The organism is Streptomyces anthophorae, from assembly GCF_049310305.1.
Classification (GTDB): domain Bacteria; phylum Actinomycetota; class Actinomycetes; order Streptomycetales; family Streptomycetaceae; genus Streptomyces.
This window is the reverse complement of the sequence record NZ_JBLWQQ010000001.1, coordinates 6,061,975-6,078,842: the sequence shown is the minus strand read 5'-3', so window position 1 is coordinate 6,078,842 and position 16,868 is coordinate 6,061,975. Positions and strand designations below refer to the sequence as shown.

Sequence of the window (16,868 nt, the reverse complement as noted above, 5' to 3'; positions counted from 1 at the left end):
GGGCGGGGCGCGGTCAGTACGTGAAGGACTCCGCGTGGATGCGGCTCCCGGGGACGCCGGCCTTGATCAGTGCCGCCGTCGCCGTCTCCGCCATGCCGGGCGGGCCGCACAAGTAGACGTCGTGGTCGGGGAGTTCGGGCACGAGGTCGCGCAGGGCCTGCGGGGCGAGGGAGTCGAAGGCCGCGCCGGAGGGGCCGAGGAGGTAGTGCAGGGCCGCCTCGCGGGTGTGGGCGATGGACTCCAACTCCTCGCGGAGGACCAGCTGTTCCTCGGTGCTCGCGCGGTACAGGAGGGTGATGTCCCCGGGGGCGCCGGGCAGCGTCTCGAACAGCGCCCGCAGCGGCGTGATGCCCACTCCCCCGGCCAGCAGCAGCACCTTGCGGCGGGTGCGGCGGTGCGCCGTGAGCGCGCCGAACGGCCCGGTCGCGACCACCCGTACCCCGGGGCGCAGCCTGCGCACCCGGCGCGTGTGGTCGCCGACGGCCTTCACGGTGATCCGGACGTGGTCGCCGTCGACCGGCGCCGACAGCGAGAACGGCAGCGCCGTGTGCCACAGCCGCCGGGTGAGGAACCGCCAGCGCAGGAACTGGCCCGGTTCGGCGCGCAGCAGGCCGAGGTCGGTGCCGCGCATCAGGACGGAGGCGACGCCCGGCCCCTCCTGCCGTACGTCGACGATCCGCAGCCGGTGCCGCAGCGCCTGCCGCACCGGCACGACGAGCCGGTACCAGACCAGCAGCACCGCGACGGTGGCGTGCAGCAGCGACCACAGGCCGAGGCCGAGGGGACTGGATGCGACGTCGGGGCCCGAGAGCTGGTGCGCCGAGGCCAGCGCCGCGGCGAGGTACGTCAGCAGGTGCAGGCCCCGCCACGTGCCGTGCCCGACGCGGCGGCGGACGGCACGGGCACTGCTCACCCCGACCGCGGCGAACAGCACGGTGCCGGCCGTCGCGGCGGCGATCCCCGGGTAGCCGAGCAGTTCGGTGACCGTGCCGACCAGATCGGTCCCGGTGTGCGCCGCGTACCCGCACAGGGCGAGCACGACGTGGGCGGCGCACAGGGTGAGGACGTGGCGGCCGCCGCGCGCGTGGTGGCGGGCGAGCCGGTCGGCGCCGATGCCGTGCTCGACGGCGGGCACCCGGGCCATGAGGAAGAGCATGACCAGGATTCCGTACCCGGCGAGCAGGCCGGTGAGGTGGGCGCCGGTCGTGAACAGCGCGTCGATGCGTGCCGAGGGGCGGACCTGCGCCATCCACAGGGCGGTCACGAGCAGCGCGCCCGCGCGGATCCCGGTGCGCAGCCCGTGCGGGGTGAGCCGGGCGGGCGCGGCGGGCCGCACCCGGGGTGCCCTGCGGGGGCGCGGCGGGATCGGCGGGGCCTTGCGGGGCTTCTCCGTCTGTCTGCGGTAGGACGCCAGAGCGGGGTAGCGGGCGAGTTCGGGGTCGACGGCCTTGGTGGTCACGACCGGCACACTAGGCTCGGCAGGGCCCGGGTTCGGGCTGGTCAGCGCCGTACGGCCGATCCTTAAGGCGCCCTTGAGGACGGACTGAACACGGGTTAAGCCCGCTACGTTTCCCTCACATCCGCCCGTCGGCCCCGCTGAGCGCACCGTTCCCCCCGGGAAACCATCGGGACGCCACCGGGTAACACCCGCCGCGCACGCTGCGATGCATGACCGCACCGTACGAGCACGTCGACGCCGCGACCGGGCCCGGCCGCGTCGTCGTCATCGGCACCGGCCTCGCCGGCACCCGCGTCGCCCACCGGCTCGGCGAGCGCGCCACGCTGATCGGCGAGGAGACGCACGCCCCGTACAACCGGGTGCTGCTCGCCGAGGTGCTGGCGGGGACGTACCCGCCCGAGGTCATCGAGCTGCCCCGGGTCACCGGTCCGCGCCTGCGCACCCGCGCCGTCCGGATCGACCGCGAGCGGCGGCTCGTGCAGTGCGAGAACGGGGACGAGGTCGGCTACGACACTCTCGTCCTCGCCACCGGCTCCAACCCGGTACTGCCGCCGCTGCGCGGCCTGTTCGCGCCGGACGCCACCGAACTGCCCGGCGGTGTCCACGCGTTCCGCACGATGGACGACTGCCTGGCGCTGTCCGAGGCCGTCACCGATGGCACCCGCGCCGTCGTCATCGGCGGCGGCCTCCTCGGTGTCTCCGCGGCCCGTGCGCTCGCCCGGCGCGGCGCCCAGGTGGTGCTCACCCAGCAGTCCGAGCGGCTGATGGAGCGCCAGCTCGACCCGCGCTCCTCCGAACTCGTCCGCCGCCATCTCACCGCGCTCGGCGTGGAGATCCACACCGAGTGCCGGGTGCGCGGTGTCGGCGTCGTCGAAGGACACGTCCGCCGCGTCGAGCTGCACGACGGGTACGTGCTCGGCACCGACGTCACCGTCCTCGCCTGCGGGGTGCGGCCGCGCGCCGGTCTCGCGCAGGCCGCGGGGCTCGACGTCCGCAAGGGCGTCGTCGTCGACGACGCCCTGCGCACGAGCGATCCGCACATCCGGGCGGTCGGCGACTGCACGCAGCACGCCGACACCGTCTACGGCCTCGCGACCCCGGCCCTGGAACAGGCCGACGCGCTCGCCGACCTGCTGACCGGCACCGACAGCGCGTACACCGGCACCCGCACGCTCACCCGGCTCACCCTCCCGCACCACGCCGGGCCGCTCGATCTCGCCGCGTTCGGCGAGACCGAGGCGCTGCCCGGCGACGACGTCGTGCAGCTCGCCGACGCCACCCGCGGCACGTACCGGAAGGTCGTCGTGCGCGGCGACCGTCTGGTCGGCGGGGTGCTGGTCGGCGAGCTGGCCACGGTCGGCGCGCTCGCGCACGCCTGGGAGTCGGACGAATCACTGACCGCCGGCCATGTCGACAACGCCGTCGGCTCGCCTCTGCTGCACCTGCTCACCCACGACGGAGGCCTCTGACATGGCGACCTCAATGCCCACCCTCGTACTCGTCGGCCACGGCATGGTCGGCCAGCGCTTCCTGGAGGCCGCCGCCGAGCGCGGGCTCACCGAGTCGCACCGCGTGGTCGTCCTGTGCGAGGAGCCGCGCCCCGCCTACGACCGCGTGCACCTCACCTCGTACTTCTCGGGCACCACGCCCGAGGAACTCTCCATGACCGACCCGGAGTTCATCGAGAAGCACGGCATCGAGCTGTACGTCGGGGATCCCGCCGTGGTCGTCGACCGCGAGTCCCGCACCGTGCACGCCCGCTCCGGGCTCAAGGTTCCCTACGACACGCTCGTGCTGGCCACCGGCTCCTACCCGTTCGTCCCGCCGGTGCCCGGCAAGGACGCCACCGGCTGCTTCGTGTACCGGACGATCGACGACCTGTACGCGATCGAGGAGTACGCGAAGAACAACGCGACGGTCGGCGCCGTGGTCGGCGGCGGCCTGCTCGGCCTGGAGGCCGCGGGCGCGCTCCAGGGCCTCGGACTCTCCACCCACATCGTCGAGTTCGCGCCGCGCCTGATGCCCGTGCAGGTCGACGAGGGCGGCGGCGCTGCCCTGCTGCGGACCATCTCGGACATGGGGCTCGACGTGCACACGGGCGTCGGCACCCAGGAGATCGTCACCGACGACGCGACCGACGCCGTACGGGGCATGAAGCTGTCGGACGGCAGCGAACTCGCCACCGACCTCGTCGTCTTCTCCGCCGGTGTCCGCCCCCGCGACCAACTCGCCCGCGACATGGGCCTCACGGTCGGCGAGCGCGGCGGCATCAGCGTCGACGAGCGGTGCCGCACCAGCGACCCCGACGTCTTCGCGATCGGCGAGTGCGCGCTGGCCTGCGACGGCCGGGTGTACGGGCTCGTGGCCCCCGGCTACGAGATGGCGCTCACGGCCGCCGACACCATCGCCGACGAGGACGCGTCCTTCACCGGCGCCGACCTCTCCACCAAGCTCAAGCTGCTCGGCGTCGACGTCGCCTCGTTCGGCGACGCGCACGGCGCCACCGACGGCTGCCTCGACGTCGTCTACTCGGACTCGCGCTCGGGCACGTACAAGAAGCTCGTGATCGGCGGCAAGGGCGAGCTGCTCGGCGGCATCCTCGTCGGCGACGCGGAGGCGTACGGGACGCTGCGCGCGCTCACCGGGACCGTGCCGCCGGTCGCCCCCGAGCAGCTGGTCCTCCCGGCGGGTGCGGGCGCCCCCGCCCAGCTCGGCCCGGAGGCGCTGCCCGCCGACGCCGTCATCTGCTCCTGCCACAACGTCACCAAGGGCGAGATCTGCGAGCACACCTCGCTGCCCGAGGTGAAGAAGTGCACCAAGGCCGGTACGGGGTGCGGCAGTTGCGTCAAGCTCATCGGCCAGCTCCTGCCGAAGTCCGGCGACGACGGGCTGTGCGGCTGCTTCGAGCACACCCGCCAGGAGCTGTACGAGATCGTCCGCGTCAAGCGGATCACGTCGTACGCGCAGCTCCTCGACGAGCACGGCAGGGAGGGTGCGCGCGGCGGCGAGGGCTGCGAGATCTGCAAGCCGACCGTCGGCTCGATCATCGCCTCGCTCGCCCCGTCGATCGGCGCCGACGGCTATGTCCTCGACGGCGAGCAGGCGGCCCTCCAGGACACCAACGACCACTTCCTCGCCAATCTCCAGAGGAACGGCTCGTACTCGGTCGTCCCCCGGATCCCCGGCGGCGAGATCACGCCCGAGAAGCTGATCGTGATCGGTGAGGTCGCGCGGGACTTCGGCCTCTACACGAAGATCACGGGCGGCCAGCGCATCGACCTGTTCGGCGCGCGGGTCGACCAACTGCCCATGATCTGGGCCCGGTTGGTGGACGCCGGCTTCGAGTCCGGGCACGCGTACGGCAAGGCGCTGCGGACCGTGAAGTCGTGCGTGGGACAGACCTGGTGCCGTTACGGGGTGCAGGACTCGGTCCGGATGGCGATCGACCTGGAGCTGCGCTACCGGGGCCTCAGGGCACCCCACAAGCTGAAGTCGGCGGTCTCCGGGTGCGCCCGCGAGTGCGCGGAGGCCCAGTCGAAGGACTTCGGCGTCATCGCCACCGCCAACGGCTGGAACCTGTACGTGGGCGGCAACGGCGGCATGACACCGCGCCACGCCGACCTCCTCGCCCAGGACCTGAGCGACGCCGAACTGATCCGGCTCATCGACCGGTTCCTGATGTTCTACGTCCGCACCGCCGACCGTCTGGAGCGCACGGCGGCCTGGCTGGAGCGGATCGAGGGCGGGCTCGACCACGTGCGGGACGTCGTCGTGCACGACTCGCTCGGCATCTGCGACGAGCTCGAGGCCCTGATGCGGGCGCACGTCGCGCACTACCGCGACGAGTGGGCCGAGACCATCGACGACCCCGAGCGCCTCTCCCGCTTCGTGTCCTTCGTCAACGCCCCCGACACCCCCGACCCGACGGTCCGCTTCATGCCCGAGCGCGACCAGATCAAGCCCGAGCTGCCGCTGATCCCCCTGGAAGGACTGGCTGTCCGATGACCATTGCCCCTGAACTGACGACCACCACGACCCTTGTGCAACTCGACGTGGACGGCGAGCCGTTGGCCGTGTGCGAGTCGGCCCGCCTGAGCGGGGGGCGCGGCGTCGCCGTGCTGCTGCCGGACGGCCGCCAGGCGGCGGTGTTCATGGACCGCGCGGGCCGCGTGTACGCGATCGACAACACCGACCCGTTCACCGGTGCGTCCGTGCTCTCTCGGGGGCTGCTCGGCTCGGCGGACGGACGGCCGTTCGTGGCCTCACCGCTCCTGAAGCAGCGCTTCGACCTGGAGACGGGGCGGTGCCTGGACGACGACGGGGTCGCCGTCCGGACGTACGCGGTGCGTGAAGAACGGCAGTGACATCAGTCACAGAGAAAACACAGGGATAGAGAGCAACTTTCACAATCCGTCCGGATTTCGTCCCCAGTAAGCGCAGAACACCGCTTACACCCGGACAGAAAGCCCCGCACGGGCGCCCTCGAACCGCCTTAGGATCTCGGCACCTCAGCGCTTATTCGCGCCTTACTCCGATCCGAACAGAGGGCGTCCCGTGCAGATCCGTCAGATTCTCGCGACAGCCGCAGTCGCCGCCGTGACCGCTCCGGTGGCGCTGCTGTCCGTCTCTCCGGCGTTCGCCGACACGAAGCCCGCGGCCCAGACCGAGCAGAAGCCCTCCATAGCCGAGCTGCGGAAAGCGGTGAAGGAGGCGCGGCAGGCGTACCGGACGGCCGTGGCCACCTGGAAGGCGCTCCAGCAGGAGATGGACGACACGGATCTTCCGTCGTATCCGCCCCGGGTCGACCGCGACAACGCGAAGAAGGTCGCCGACGAGGCCGCGGCGGCCCTGACGGCCGCCGACCAGGCCGTCACCGACGCGCAGGCGAAGCTGGACGCCGCCACCACCGACGAGGACAAGGCGGCCGCCCAGAAGGAACTGGACGACGCCAAGACCGCCGCGGTGGCCGCTGCCGCCACCAAGAAGGACGCCGACGCCAAGGCCACCGCGGCGCAGACGGCCCTCGACGACGCCCGGGTCGCCATCGCCCGGAAGATCCACCAGGCCGACCAGGACGTGAAGACCACCCGCGCCGCGAAGAAGGCCGCCGAGAAGGCGCTCGCCGACGCGCAGGACGAGGCGGGCGAGCCGGGCGACCCGGCGGACCCGGAGGACCCGCAGTGCACGGAGGGCGTCGCCCTCAAGTCGGCCCTGTCCGGCCTGCCGTCGAAGATCGCCGCCGGCTCCACGGTCGACTTCGGCCTGCGCCTGACCAACAACACGAAGCGGACCCTCGACGAGGTGCTGCCGATCGTGGTCGTGGGCGCGGACGCCAAGGTCGGCGGGAAGGACATCTCCGACAAGCTGCACCTCAAGTCCAAGCAGGACGGCACCTGGAAGACCATCGGCGAGTTCGACTACGCGGGCGAGTTCACCGACGTCAAGGCGGGTGCGCACGTCGACCTGTCGCTGCGTCTGACGGTCGACCGCTCGGCACCGGCCGGCTACGGCGGCAGCCTGGCCGTGGGCCAGTACCTCAACAAGGACGAGAGCTGCGGCTTCGGCGACCCCGCCATCTACGAGTTCACCATCAACCCGGTCGGCGCAGGCAACTCCACGACCCCCGCCGACAAGGGCAACAAGCCGAAGCCGCAGGGCAGTGCCTCCCCCGTGGCGAACTCCGGTACGGGCTCCACCGACGGCTCGCTCGCCCACACCGGCTCGTCCTCCGCCCTGCCGACGATCGGCCTGGCGGGCGGCGCGGCCGTGGTGCTCGGCGCCGGTGCGGTGTACGTGGTGCGCCGCCGCAAGGCCGGTGCCAACGGCTGAGGCTCGCACCGATGACCGACGCCGGACCGGCACCCCTGCTGGAGGGGGTGCCGGTCCGGCGTCTTTTTCGGCCCGGTGTCCCTACCGGCCCAGTGCCTTGAAGTCCACGCCCGTGAGCTGCTCCGACGCGGCCCACAGCCGCTCCCCCGCCGCGTCGTTGAGCGTCCACGACGCCCGCCAGGACGTGGTGGGGGCGCCGCGCCACATCAGCACGCGCGGGCCGTAGAAGTCGTCGGGGCGCACGCCCGGGTCCGTGGCCGCGCGCAGCGTCGGCAGTGCCCCGGCCGCCGCGGGCTGCCCGAAGAACCGGTTGCCGACGTCGAAGAACCGCTCCATGCCCTTGCGGCCCTCCATCCGGGCGCCGCGCGCCTGGAGTTCGGTCGCCGCGTACCCGGGGTGCGCGGCCGCCGCGACGAGCTTCGCGCCCGCCGCCCGCGCCTGTCGCGCCAGCTCGTGCACGAACAGCAGGTTGGCCGTCTTGGACCGCCCGTAGGCGACCCAACGCCCGTACTTGCGCTCGCTGTTGAGGTCGGCGATGTCGATGTTGGCCAGGGCGTGCAGCCCGCTGGAGACGGAGACGACGCGGGGCGCGGGCGCCGCGAGCAGGCCCGGCAGCAGCAGCCCGGTCAGGGCGAAGTGGCCGAGGTGGTTGACGCCGAACTGGGTCTCGAAGCCGTCGGCGGTGCGCCCGAAGGGGAGGGCCATCACGCCCGCGTTGTTGACGAGGAGGTCGAGCGGGCGGTCCTGGCGGGCCTCGGCGAAGGCGCGTACGGAGGCGAGGTCCCCGAGGTCGAGCGGCGCGAACTCGGCCCGCGCGCCCGGCACCTCGGACGTCAGCCGGTCCAGGGCCGCGGTGCCGCGCGGCTCGCTGCGGCAGGCCAGGACCACGTGGGCGCCCGCGCGGGCCAGTTCGCGTGCGGTGACGTAGCCGATGCCGGTGTTGGCTCCGGTGACCACCGCCGTACGGCCCTGCTGGTCGGGGATGTCGGTCGCGCTCCAGCCGCTCATGGGTCGGCTCTCCTTCGGGGGGACGTCGTCAGTGGGGGTTACCGAAGGGTACGCACGCACGGAAAAGGGCGGCACCCCCCGCACAGGGGTGCCGCCCTTTCGTGGATACCGGGGCCGCCGCGAATCGGTGAGGGTCGGGGACTCGCGGCGGCCCCGGAGTTCAGGGCCCGTCAGGTGAGGTCTGCCGGGCTCCGTCCGCCGGTCAGCGGTGGTCGCTGCCCTCGGAGCTGCTGGCCGCGCGGCCGGCCTCCAGACGGGCGACGGGGATGCGGAACGGGGAGCAGGAGACGTAGTCGAGTCCGACCTCGTGGAAGAAGTGGACCGACTCCGGGTCGCCGCCGTGCTCGCCGCAGACGCCGAGCTTGAGGTCGGGCCGCGTGGCACGCCCTGCCTCGACGGCGGACTTCACGAGCGAGCCGACGCCGTCCTTGTCGATCGTCTCGAACGGGCTGACGCCGAAGATGCCCTTCTCCAGGTACGCGGTGAAGAAGCTCGCCTCCACGTCGTCGCGGGAGAAGCCCCAGACCGTCTGCGTGAGGTCGTTCGTGCCGAAGGAGAAGAACTGGGCCGCCTCGGCGATCTGCCCGGCCGTGAGGGCGGCACGGGGCAGCTCGATCATGGTGCCGATGGCGAGCTTCAGCTTGACGCCGGTCTGCTCCTCGACCTCCGCGATGACCTGGTCGGCCTCCTCGCGGACGATCTCCAGCTCCTGGACGGTGCCGACGAGCGGGATCATGATCTCGGCGCGCGGGTCGCCCTTGGCGTTCTTGCGCTCGGCGGCGGCCTCGGCGATGGCGCGGACCTGCATGGTGAACAGGCCGGGGATGACGAGGCCGAGCCGGACGCCGCGCAGACCCAGCATCGGGTTCTGCTCGTGCAGCCGGTGCACGGCCTGGAGCAGGCGCAGGTCGTTCTCGTTGTTGTCCTTGCGGGACTCGGCGAGCGCGACGCGGACCGACAGCTCGGTGATGTCGGGCAGGAACTCGTGCAGCGGCGGGTCGAGCAGGCGGACGGTGACCGGGAGGCCGTCCATCGCCTCGAACAGCTCGACGAAGTCCTGCTTCTGGAGCGGCAGGAGGAGCTTCAGGGACTCCTCGCGCTCGCCCTCCGTGTCGGCGAGGATCAGCTTCTCGACCAGCTCGCGCCGGTCACCGAGGAACATGTGCTCGGTGCGGCACAGGCCGATGCCCTGGGCGCCGAAGCGGCGGGCGCGCAGCGCGTCCTCGGCGTTGTCGGCGTTGGCGCGTACGCGCAGGCGGCGTACTCGGTCCGCGTAGGCCATGATCCGGTGCACGGCGCCCACGAGTTCGTCGGCGTCGTCGGCGCCGGCGTGCATGCGGCCCTCGAAGTACTCGACGACCGGGGAGGGCACGACGGGCACCTCACCGAGGTAGACCTTGCCGGTGGAGCCGTCGATGGAGACGGTGTCGCCCTCCTCGACGACGGTCTCGCCGATGGTCATCCGGCGGCGCTTGGTGTCGACCTCCAGCTCCTCGGCGCCGCAGACACAGGTCTTGCCCATGCCGCGGGCGACGACGGCCGCGTGCGAGGTCTTGCCGCCGCGCGAGGTGAGGATGCCCTCGCAGGCGATCATGCCGTCGAGGTCGTCGGGGTTGGTCTCGCGGCGGATCAGGATGACCTTCTCGCCGGAGCGCGACCACTTGATGGCGGTGTACGAGTCGAAGACCGCCTTGCCGACCGCCGCGCCGGGCGACGCGGCGATGCCGCGGCCGAGCAGCTCGACCTTCGCCTCGTCGTCGAAGCGCGGGAACATCAGCTGCGCGAGCTGCGCGCCGTTGACCCGCTGGAGGGCCTCGGCCTCGTCGATCAGGCCCTGGTCGACGAGCTGCGTCGCGATGCGGAAGGCGGCACCGGCGGTGCGCTTGCCGACGCGGGTCTGGAGCATCCACAGCTGGCCGCGCTCGATGGTGAACTCGATGTCACAGAGGTCCTTGTAGTGGTTCTCAAGGGTCTCCATGATCTGCATGAGCTGGTCGTAGGACTTCTTGTCGATCTGCTCCAGCTCGGCGAGCGGCACGGTGTTGCGGATGCCCGCGACGACGTCCTCGCCCTGGGCGTTCTGGAGGTAGTCGCCGTAGACGCCCTGGTGGCCGCTGGCCGGGTCGCGGGTGAAGGCGACGCCCGTGCCGGAGTCCGGGCCGAGGTTGCCGAAGACCATGGAACAGACGTTGACCGCCGTGCCGAGGTCGCCGGGGATGCGCTCCTGGCGGCGGTACAGCTTGGCCCGGTCGGTGTTCCACGACTCGAAGACCGCGTTTATGGCGAGGTCCATCTGCTCGCGCGGGTCCTGCGGGAAGTCGCGCCCGGCCTCGGTCTTGACGATCTTCTTGAAGCGCGTGACGAGCTTCTTGAGCTCGGCGGCGTCCAGGTCGGTGTCGACCGTGACCTTCTTGGCGGCCTTGGCCTTCTCCAGAGCGTCCTCGAAGAGCTCGCCGTCGATGTCCAGGACGGTCTTGCCGAACATCTGGATGAGGCGGCGGTACGAGTCCCAGGCGAAGCGGTCGTCGCCGGCCTGCTTGGCGAGGCCCTGCACCGACTTGTCGGAGAGACCGATGTTGAGGACGGTGTCCATCATGCCGGGCATGGAGAACTTCGCGCCCGAACGGACCGACACCAGAAGGGGGTTGTCGGCCTGGCCGAGCTTCTTCCCCATCTTCTTCTCGAGCGCGTCGAGGTGCTGGGTGACCTCGTCACGGAGTGCCACCGGCTCCTCGCCGCTGTCGAGGTAGACCTTGCAGGCCTCGGTGGTGATGGTGAAGCCCGGAGGGACGGGAAGGCCCAGGTTGGTCATCTCGGCGAGGTTCGCGCCCTTGCCGCCGAGAAGGTCCTTGAGGTTCTTGTTGCCCTCGGTGAAGTCGTAAACGAACTTCGCTACCTGAGGATCTTTGTTTTCCGACACGGGTCTCGACTCCTCGAGGCTCGGGTGGCTGCCCTGACGGCGAGGAACATACCCAGATCCAAGGCCTGTGGGTACGTCCACTCAGCTGTCATACGGGCGTAACCACCCGTCCGCCAGGAGATCGAAGTTGATGCACGGGAGGTGAGCCCTTTGACCTTGTGTTCATTACTTGAAGACACTACCCCCGTAGACCCCCTTCATTGCTCACATGAGCGCCCTCTGCTCGTTTGTGCGTTCAGGGCATAAATGATCGAGCGTTGGCACTGAGTGCCACGGCTTGGAGAAGTGCAGACGGGCTTTAATCGCTCATCTGAGCGCAACCCCGATCAGGGGTGGCGAGAATCACGCCGTTTGAAGCGGCTCGCGGACGGTCCCGTTCCAGCATGCGGACGCCCCTCGGGGGACGAAACGGGCGCGTCACAGGCCCAGTGCGGCCAGCCGGCGCTCGGCCCGCCCGGGGGCGTACAGCTCCTCCACCACCAGCGCTCCCGCTCCGATGAGCGCCGAGCGCTCGCCGAGCCGGGAGGTGACCACGTCCAGGTGCGCGGTCGAGCGGGGCAGTGCCCGTTGATACAGGAGTTCACGGACTCCCGTGAGGAAGGCAGTTCCGGCCAGATCTCCGGCGATCATGAGAACGCCGGGGTTGAGGAGCGTCACCACGGTCGCGAGCACCTCGCCCACGGAGCGCCCCGCCTCCCGCGCGAGCCGCAGCGCCTCCGGGTGCCCCGCGGCGAGCAGTTCGCGCACATCGGAGCCGGAGGCCGCGGGGACGCCCGCCTCCGTGAGCCGGCGGGCCACGGCCCGGCCACTGGCCACGGCGGCCAGGCAGCCGTACGAGCCGCACTTGCACAGCGCGTCCGCGCCGTCCGGCACCCGGATGTGCCCGATGTCGCCCGCGCCGCCGTCGATGCCCCGGTAGACCGCGCCGTCCACGACGACGCCCGCGCCGATCCCGGTGGAGACCTTGACGAGGGCGAAGGCGCGGCAGTCCGGGTGGGCGGTGCGCTGTTCCCCGTACGCCATGAGGTTGGCGTCGTTGTCGACGAGGACCGGGACGTCCTGCGGGGTGCCCGCGCCCTCGGCGGCCGCGCGGGCGAGCCGGCCCACGATGTCGTAGCCGTCCCAGCCGGGCATGATCGGCGGCTGGACGACCCGGCCGGACGCGAAGTCGACGGGCCCCGGCACCGCGAGGCCGATCCCGCACACGAGGTCCGGCGAGCGGTCCGCCTTCCGCAGCAGGTCGCCGAACCAGCCTCCGAGGTGGGACAGCACCCGCTCGGGCCCGTCCTCGACGGTGAGGGTGTCCGTGTGCTCCGCCAGCACCTCGCCGTTCAGGGTCAGGACGGCGGCGCGGGCGTGCCGGGTGTCGAGGTCCGCGGCGAGCACCACGGCGTGCGCGTCGTCGAACTCCAGGTGGACCGAAGGGCGGCCCCCGAGCCGGGAGTTGACCGGCTCCGCGGTGCCCTCGCGCAGCCAGCCCGCGCGGAAGAGCCGGTCGAGGCGCTGGCCGACGGTGGCCCTGGACAGGCCCGTCACGTCCTGGAGGGCGCCCCGCGTGGTCGCTCTGCCGCTGCGCACCAGGTGCAGCAGCTCTCCGGCGCTCGCCCGATTCCCCGCCATGCCGTCGTGACCCCCTTGTGTTCACCAACTGCGCGTTACATTCTGGGTTTTGCGTGTTAAATAGACGTAACCTTATGCGGTGAACCGCGTAACCGACACCCGTTGGAAGGGGTGTGGGAAAGCCTGTGGAGCACACGACCGAGCGGCGCGGCGGAGCGCTGCGGCCCGCGCGGCCCCGCTCCTCCTTACGGGACCGCGCCGCGCGCGTGCTCGATGCCAACTGGACGGGGACCTCGACCGTTCCCTCGCGCACGCTCTACCCGCACCAGTGGTCGTGGGACTCGGCGTTCATCGCGATCGGCCTGCGCCATGTCTCTGCGCTGCGCGCCCAGGGCGAGTTGGAGACACTGCTCGCCGCGCAGTGGGGCGACGGCCGGATCCCGCACATCGTCTTCAACCCCGCCGTCGCGCTCGACGCCTACTTCCCGAGCCCCGACTTCTGGCGCTCCTCCACCGCGGGCCGCGCCGCGGGCGCCCCGGCCGCCGTGCAGACCTCCGGCATCGTGCAGCCGCCCGTGCACGCGCTGGCCGCCTGGCTCGTGCACCGCGCGGACCCCGGCCTCTCCCGCTCCCGCGGCTTCCTGGCCCGCGTGTACCCCCGGCTCGCCGCCTGGCACCGCTACCTCCTGCACCGCCGCGACCACGGCGGCGGGGGCCTCGCCTCCGTGATCCACCCCTGGGAGCAGGGCATGGACAACAGCCCGTGCTGGGACGCCCCGCTCCGCCGGGTCTCCCCCGCCCGGAACTTCCGCCGCGCGGACCTGGAGCACGGCGCGGCCCAGGACCGGCCGACGGACCTCGACTACGGGCGGTACGTACGCCTCGCGGCCGACTACCGGGACGCCGAGTACGCGGACGGGGAGGGCGGGTTCGCGGTCGAGGACCCGTCCTTCAACGCCCTGCTCGCGGCCTCCGAGCACGCGCTGGCCCGGATCGCCTGCGAGCTGGGGGCCGCGGGGACGGCGCGGCACGCGCGCGCGGAGCGGCTCACGGCGGCGCTGGTGCGGCGGCTGTGGGACCCGCGGGCCGGGATGTTCTTCTGCCGGGATCTGCGCGGCGAGGGCGGCCTCGTCCGCGAGTACGGCGTCTCCGGGCTGCTGCCGCTGATCCTGCCGACGCTGCCGCGCGAGGTGGTGCGGGCGCTCGTGGACGCGGCGTGCGGCCCGCGCTTCGGCGTCGGCGGCCTGGTGCGGATGGCGCCCAGCTACGACCTCACCGGACCGGCCTTCGACCCGCACCGCTACTGGCGCGGCCCCGCCTGGTTCAACACCAACTGGCTCCTGGAGCACGGCCTGCGGCTGCACGGCGAGCACGCGCGGGCCGGGCGCCTGCGCGCCGCGATGCTCGATGTCGCGGGGGCATCGGACTTCGCCGAGTACGTCGATCCCCGGACGGGGGCGGGCCGCGGCGCCCGCGGCTTCGGCTGGACCGCCGCGCTGACGCTGGATCTGCTGGCCGAGAGGACGTCGCGATGACGGATGGGTACGGACATGGGCAGGGCAATCAACTCCTGGTGCACGGAAGGACGTTCGCGGCGACCGACCCGTCCGGTGCGCTGACGGCGTTGCGCGGCGGCTCCTCGCCGGACGGCCTGTTCGTGCGGGACGCGCGCCACCTGTGCCGCTGGCAGCTCACCGTCGACGGAGCGGCGCCCGAGGTCCTCACCCCCATGTCGTACGAGCAGGAGGGCGTCGGCCGCTGCGTGCTCGTGCCGCGCGGCGGGCGCCAGGAGCCGTCGGCGTACACGCTGTTCCGCGAACAGGCGGTGGCGGAGGGCTCGTTCGTGGAGCTCCTGAAGGTCGTCTCGAACCGCCCGGTGCCGACGACGGTGCGGATCGCGCTCACGGTGGACGCCGACTTCACCGATCAGTTCGAGCTGCGCTCCGACCACCGTACGTATGTGAAGACCGGGGCGGTGCGCACGCGCGAAGTCCTCGACGACGGAGTGGAGTTCACGTACACGCGCGGCGACTGGCGCTCTACGACAACGGTGACGAGCGAGCCCGCGCCGGACGCGGTGGAGGAGACGGGCACCGGGGCGCGCCGCCTCGTGTGGTCGCTGGACCTCGCGGGGCAGGGCGCCGCGGAGCTGACGCTGCGGGTGGTGGCGCGGCCCTCGGGGGCGGAGCCGGTGCGGGCGGCGGTGAGCCCGGCAGCGGTGGCGGCCGAACTGGCCGACACGGTACGGGAGTTCACCGCGGGCATCGAGCTTCCTGGCGCGTGGCCCGAACTCGCGGACGCCTGTACGCGGGGGCTCGCCGACCTCGCGGCGCTGCGGGTACCGGCGGCGGGGCCCGACGGGGAGCGGCATCTGGTGCCTGCGGCCGGGGTGCCGTGGTTCCTGACGCTGCTCGGCCGGGACGCGGCGCTGACCTCGCTCTTCGCCCTGCCGTACCGGCCGGAACTGGCCGCGGCGACGCTCCCCGTCCTGGCCGCGACGCAGGCCACCGAGCCGGTCGAGAGCGCGGTCGCCCAGCCCGGGAAGATCGTGCACGAGGTGCGGTACGGGGAGCTGGCCCACTTCGGCCAGGTCCCCTACGGCCGCTACTACGGTTCGGTGGACGCGACGCCGCTGTTCCTGGTCCTGCTCGGCGCGTACGTGGAGCGGACCGGGGACGAGGCACCGGCGCGGCGCCTCGAGTCCCAGGCGCGGGCGGCGGTGGGCTGGATGCTCGACCACGGCGGCCTCACCTCGCGCGGCTACCTCGTGTACCGCGCCGACCGGGGCGGCCTCGCCAACCAGAACTGGAAGGACTCCCCCGGCGCGATCTGCTCCGCGGACGGCGGCCGGGCGACGGGCCCCGTGATGGCGGCGGGGGCGCAGGGATACGCGTACGACGCGCTGCGCCGCACGGCGACGCTCGCGCGCACGGTCTGGTCCGACACGGTCTACGCGGATCTGCTGGAGCAGGCGGCGGCGGATCTGCGGGACCGCTTCGTACGGGACTTCTGGATGGCGGACGAGGGCTTTCCCGCGCTGGCCCTGGACGGCGAGGGCCGCCAGCTGGACGCGCTCGCCTCGGACGCGGGTCATCTGCTCTGGTCGGGCCTCCTCGACAAGGAGTACGGGGAGGCGGTCGGCCGCCGACTCCTCGAACCGGACTTCTTCTCCGGCTGGGGCGTCCGCACGGTGGCCTCCGGCCAGGCCGCGTACCACCCGCTCTCCTACCACCGGGGTTCGGTCTGGCCGCACGACAACGCCCTCATCGCGCTCGGCCTCGCGCGGTACGGGCTGCATGACGAGGCGCGGACGGTGGCGGCCGGTCTGATCGCGGCGTCGACCGCGTGCGGCGGCCGCCTCCCGGAGGTCATCGCGGGGTACGCCCGCTCGGCGTACCCCGGCCCGGTCCCCTACCCACACGCATGCGCCCGGGAGTCACGCTCGGCGGCAGCACCACTGGCCCTGCTCACCGCGATGTCCGGCTAGGCCCTCCGGCCCCGCTGCCCCGCTGCCCCGGCGCCTCTGCCCCCCTCGCGCCTCGGTCCCCCGCTGCCCCGGCGCCTCTGCCCCGGCACCTCTACCCCGGCCCCTCTGCCCCCTCGCCCCTCGGTCCTCGGCGCCCCGTATCCCATCCCATCCCTTGCCCCACCTCCCACCCGCCCGCCCCCTCCGGGGGCTACGGCCCCACGGGGTACGCCGCACCGTGGCCGGAGCCACCCGCATCGGCCTGCGGCACCGGGGCGCCGCCTTGCCCACCCTGCCGCCCCAGGCGGCAGACTGCCCAAGGCGGTGGCTGCCGACCGGAACGGGCGGGATCCGAGCCTGACGGTGGATTGCCCAGGCGGTGGCGGCCGACCGCAACGGGCGGGGAGACGGACCGGGCGGCGGATTACCCCAGGCGGTGACAGCCGACCACAACGGGCGGGATCCGAGCCTGACGGTGGATTGCCCAGGTGGTTGCGGCCGACTGCAACAGGCGGGGAGACGGGCCGGGCGGCGCACCCCGCGAGGCCGACGCCCCCGGAGGGGGCGGGTGGTGGGAGATGGGCGGGGCACACGGGCGATTGCCTGCGGGTAGGCCGGCAAATTCA

General features: G+C 72.6%; 10 protein-coding genes. 6 read left to right on the top strand and 4 right to left on the bottom strand.

Going from position 1 to position 16,868, the window contains the following annotated elements:
• Positions 1-13 precede the first annotated feature (13 nt).
• Positions 14-1,468, bottom strand: coding sequence for a ferredoxin reductase family protein (locus ACNYS0_RS27520; RefSeq protein ID WP_422477117.1), 1,455 nt, complete (start codon positions 1,466-1,468; stop codon positions 14-16).
• Between the two features lie 200 nt (positions 1,469-1,668).
• On the opposite strand from ACNYS0_RS27520, the gene ACNYS0_RS27515 reads away from it, so the two are divergent.
• From ACNYS0_RS27515 to ACNYS0_RS27500, 4 genes are all read left to right on the top strand, one after another.
• Positions 1,669-2,928 (top strand): NAD(P)/FAD-dependent oxidoreductase, encoded by a 1,260-nt coding sequence (locus tag ACNYS0_RS27515; protein ID WP_422477116.1) that lies wholly within the window; start codon positions 1,669-1,671, stop codon positions 2,926-2,928.
• A 1-nt stretch (position 2,929) separates the two neighbouring features.
• Positions 2,930-5,464: a nitrite reductase large subunit NirB gene (nirB, locus tag ACNYS0_RS27510; RefSeq protein WP_422477115.1), complete on the top strand. Its 2,535-nt coding sequence runs from the start codon at positions 2,930-2,932 to the stop codon at positions 5,462-5,464.
• Positions 5,461-5,823, top strand: a complete 363-nt coding sequence (gene nirD / locus ACNYS0_RS27505) for a nitrite reductase small subunit NirD (protein ID WP_422477114.1) — start codon at positions 5,461-5,463, stop codon at positions 5,821-5,823. The genes nirB and nirD overlap by 4 nt, the downstream gene beginning before the upstream one ends.
• A gap of 190 nt (positions 5,824-6,013) precedes the next feature.
• Entirely contained in the window at positions 6,014-7,288 is a 1,275-nt protein-coding gene (locus ACNYS0_RS27500) for an LPXTG cell wall anchor domain-containing protein (RefSeq protein ID WP_422477113.1), read from the top strand.
• Between the two features lie 81 nt (positions 7,289-7,369).
• Here the strand turns inward: ACNYS0_RS27500 and ACNYS0_RS27495 are convergent, their stop codons facing one another.
• From ACNYS0_RS27495 to ACNYS0_RS27485, 3 genes are all read right to left on the bottom strand, one after another.
• Positions 7,370-8,296, bottom strand: a complete 927-nt coding sequence (locus ACNYS0_RS27495; RefSeq protein WP_422477112.1) for an oxidoreductase — start codon at positions 8,294-8,296, stop codon at positions 7,370-7,372.
• A gap of 202 nt (positions 8,297-8,498) precedes the next feature.
• A complete protein-coding gene (gene ppdK, locus ACNYS0_RS27490) occupies positions 8,499-11,216 on the bottom strand; it encodes a pyruvate, phosphate dikinase (RefSeq protein ID WP_422477111.1) in 2,718 nt (905 codons plus the stop codon).
• 417 nt (positions 11,217-11,633) lie between these two features.
• A complete protein-coding gene (locus tag ACNYS0_RS27485) occupies positions 11,634-12,836 on the bottom strand; it encodes an ROK family protein (protein WP_422477110.1) in 1,203 nt (400 codons plus the stop codon).
• A 125-nt stretch (positions 12,837-12,961) separates the two neighbouring features.
• On the opposite strand from ACNYS0_RS27485, the gene ACNYS0_RS27480 reads away from it, so the two are divergent.
• Both ACNYS0_RS27480 and ACNYS0_RS27475 read left to right on the top strand, forming a co-directional pair.
• Entirely contained in the window at positions 12,962-14,311 is a 1,350-nt protein-coding gene (locus ACNYS0_RS27480; protein WP_422477109.1) for an MGH1-like glycoside hydrolase domain-containing protein, read from the top strand.
• Positions 14,308-16,263, top strand: a complete 1,956-nt coding sequence (locus ACNYS0_RS27475) for an amylo-alpha-1,6-glucosidase (RefSeq protein ID WP_422477108.1) — start codon at positions 14,308-14,310, stop codon at positions 16,261-16,263. Before ACNYS0_RS27480 ends, ACNYS0_RS27475 begins: the two co-directional genes overlap by 4 nt.
• The last annotated feature ends 605 nt before the right edge of the window (positions 16,264-16,868 follow it).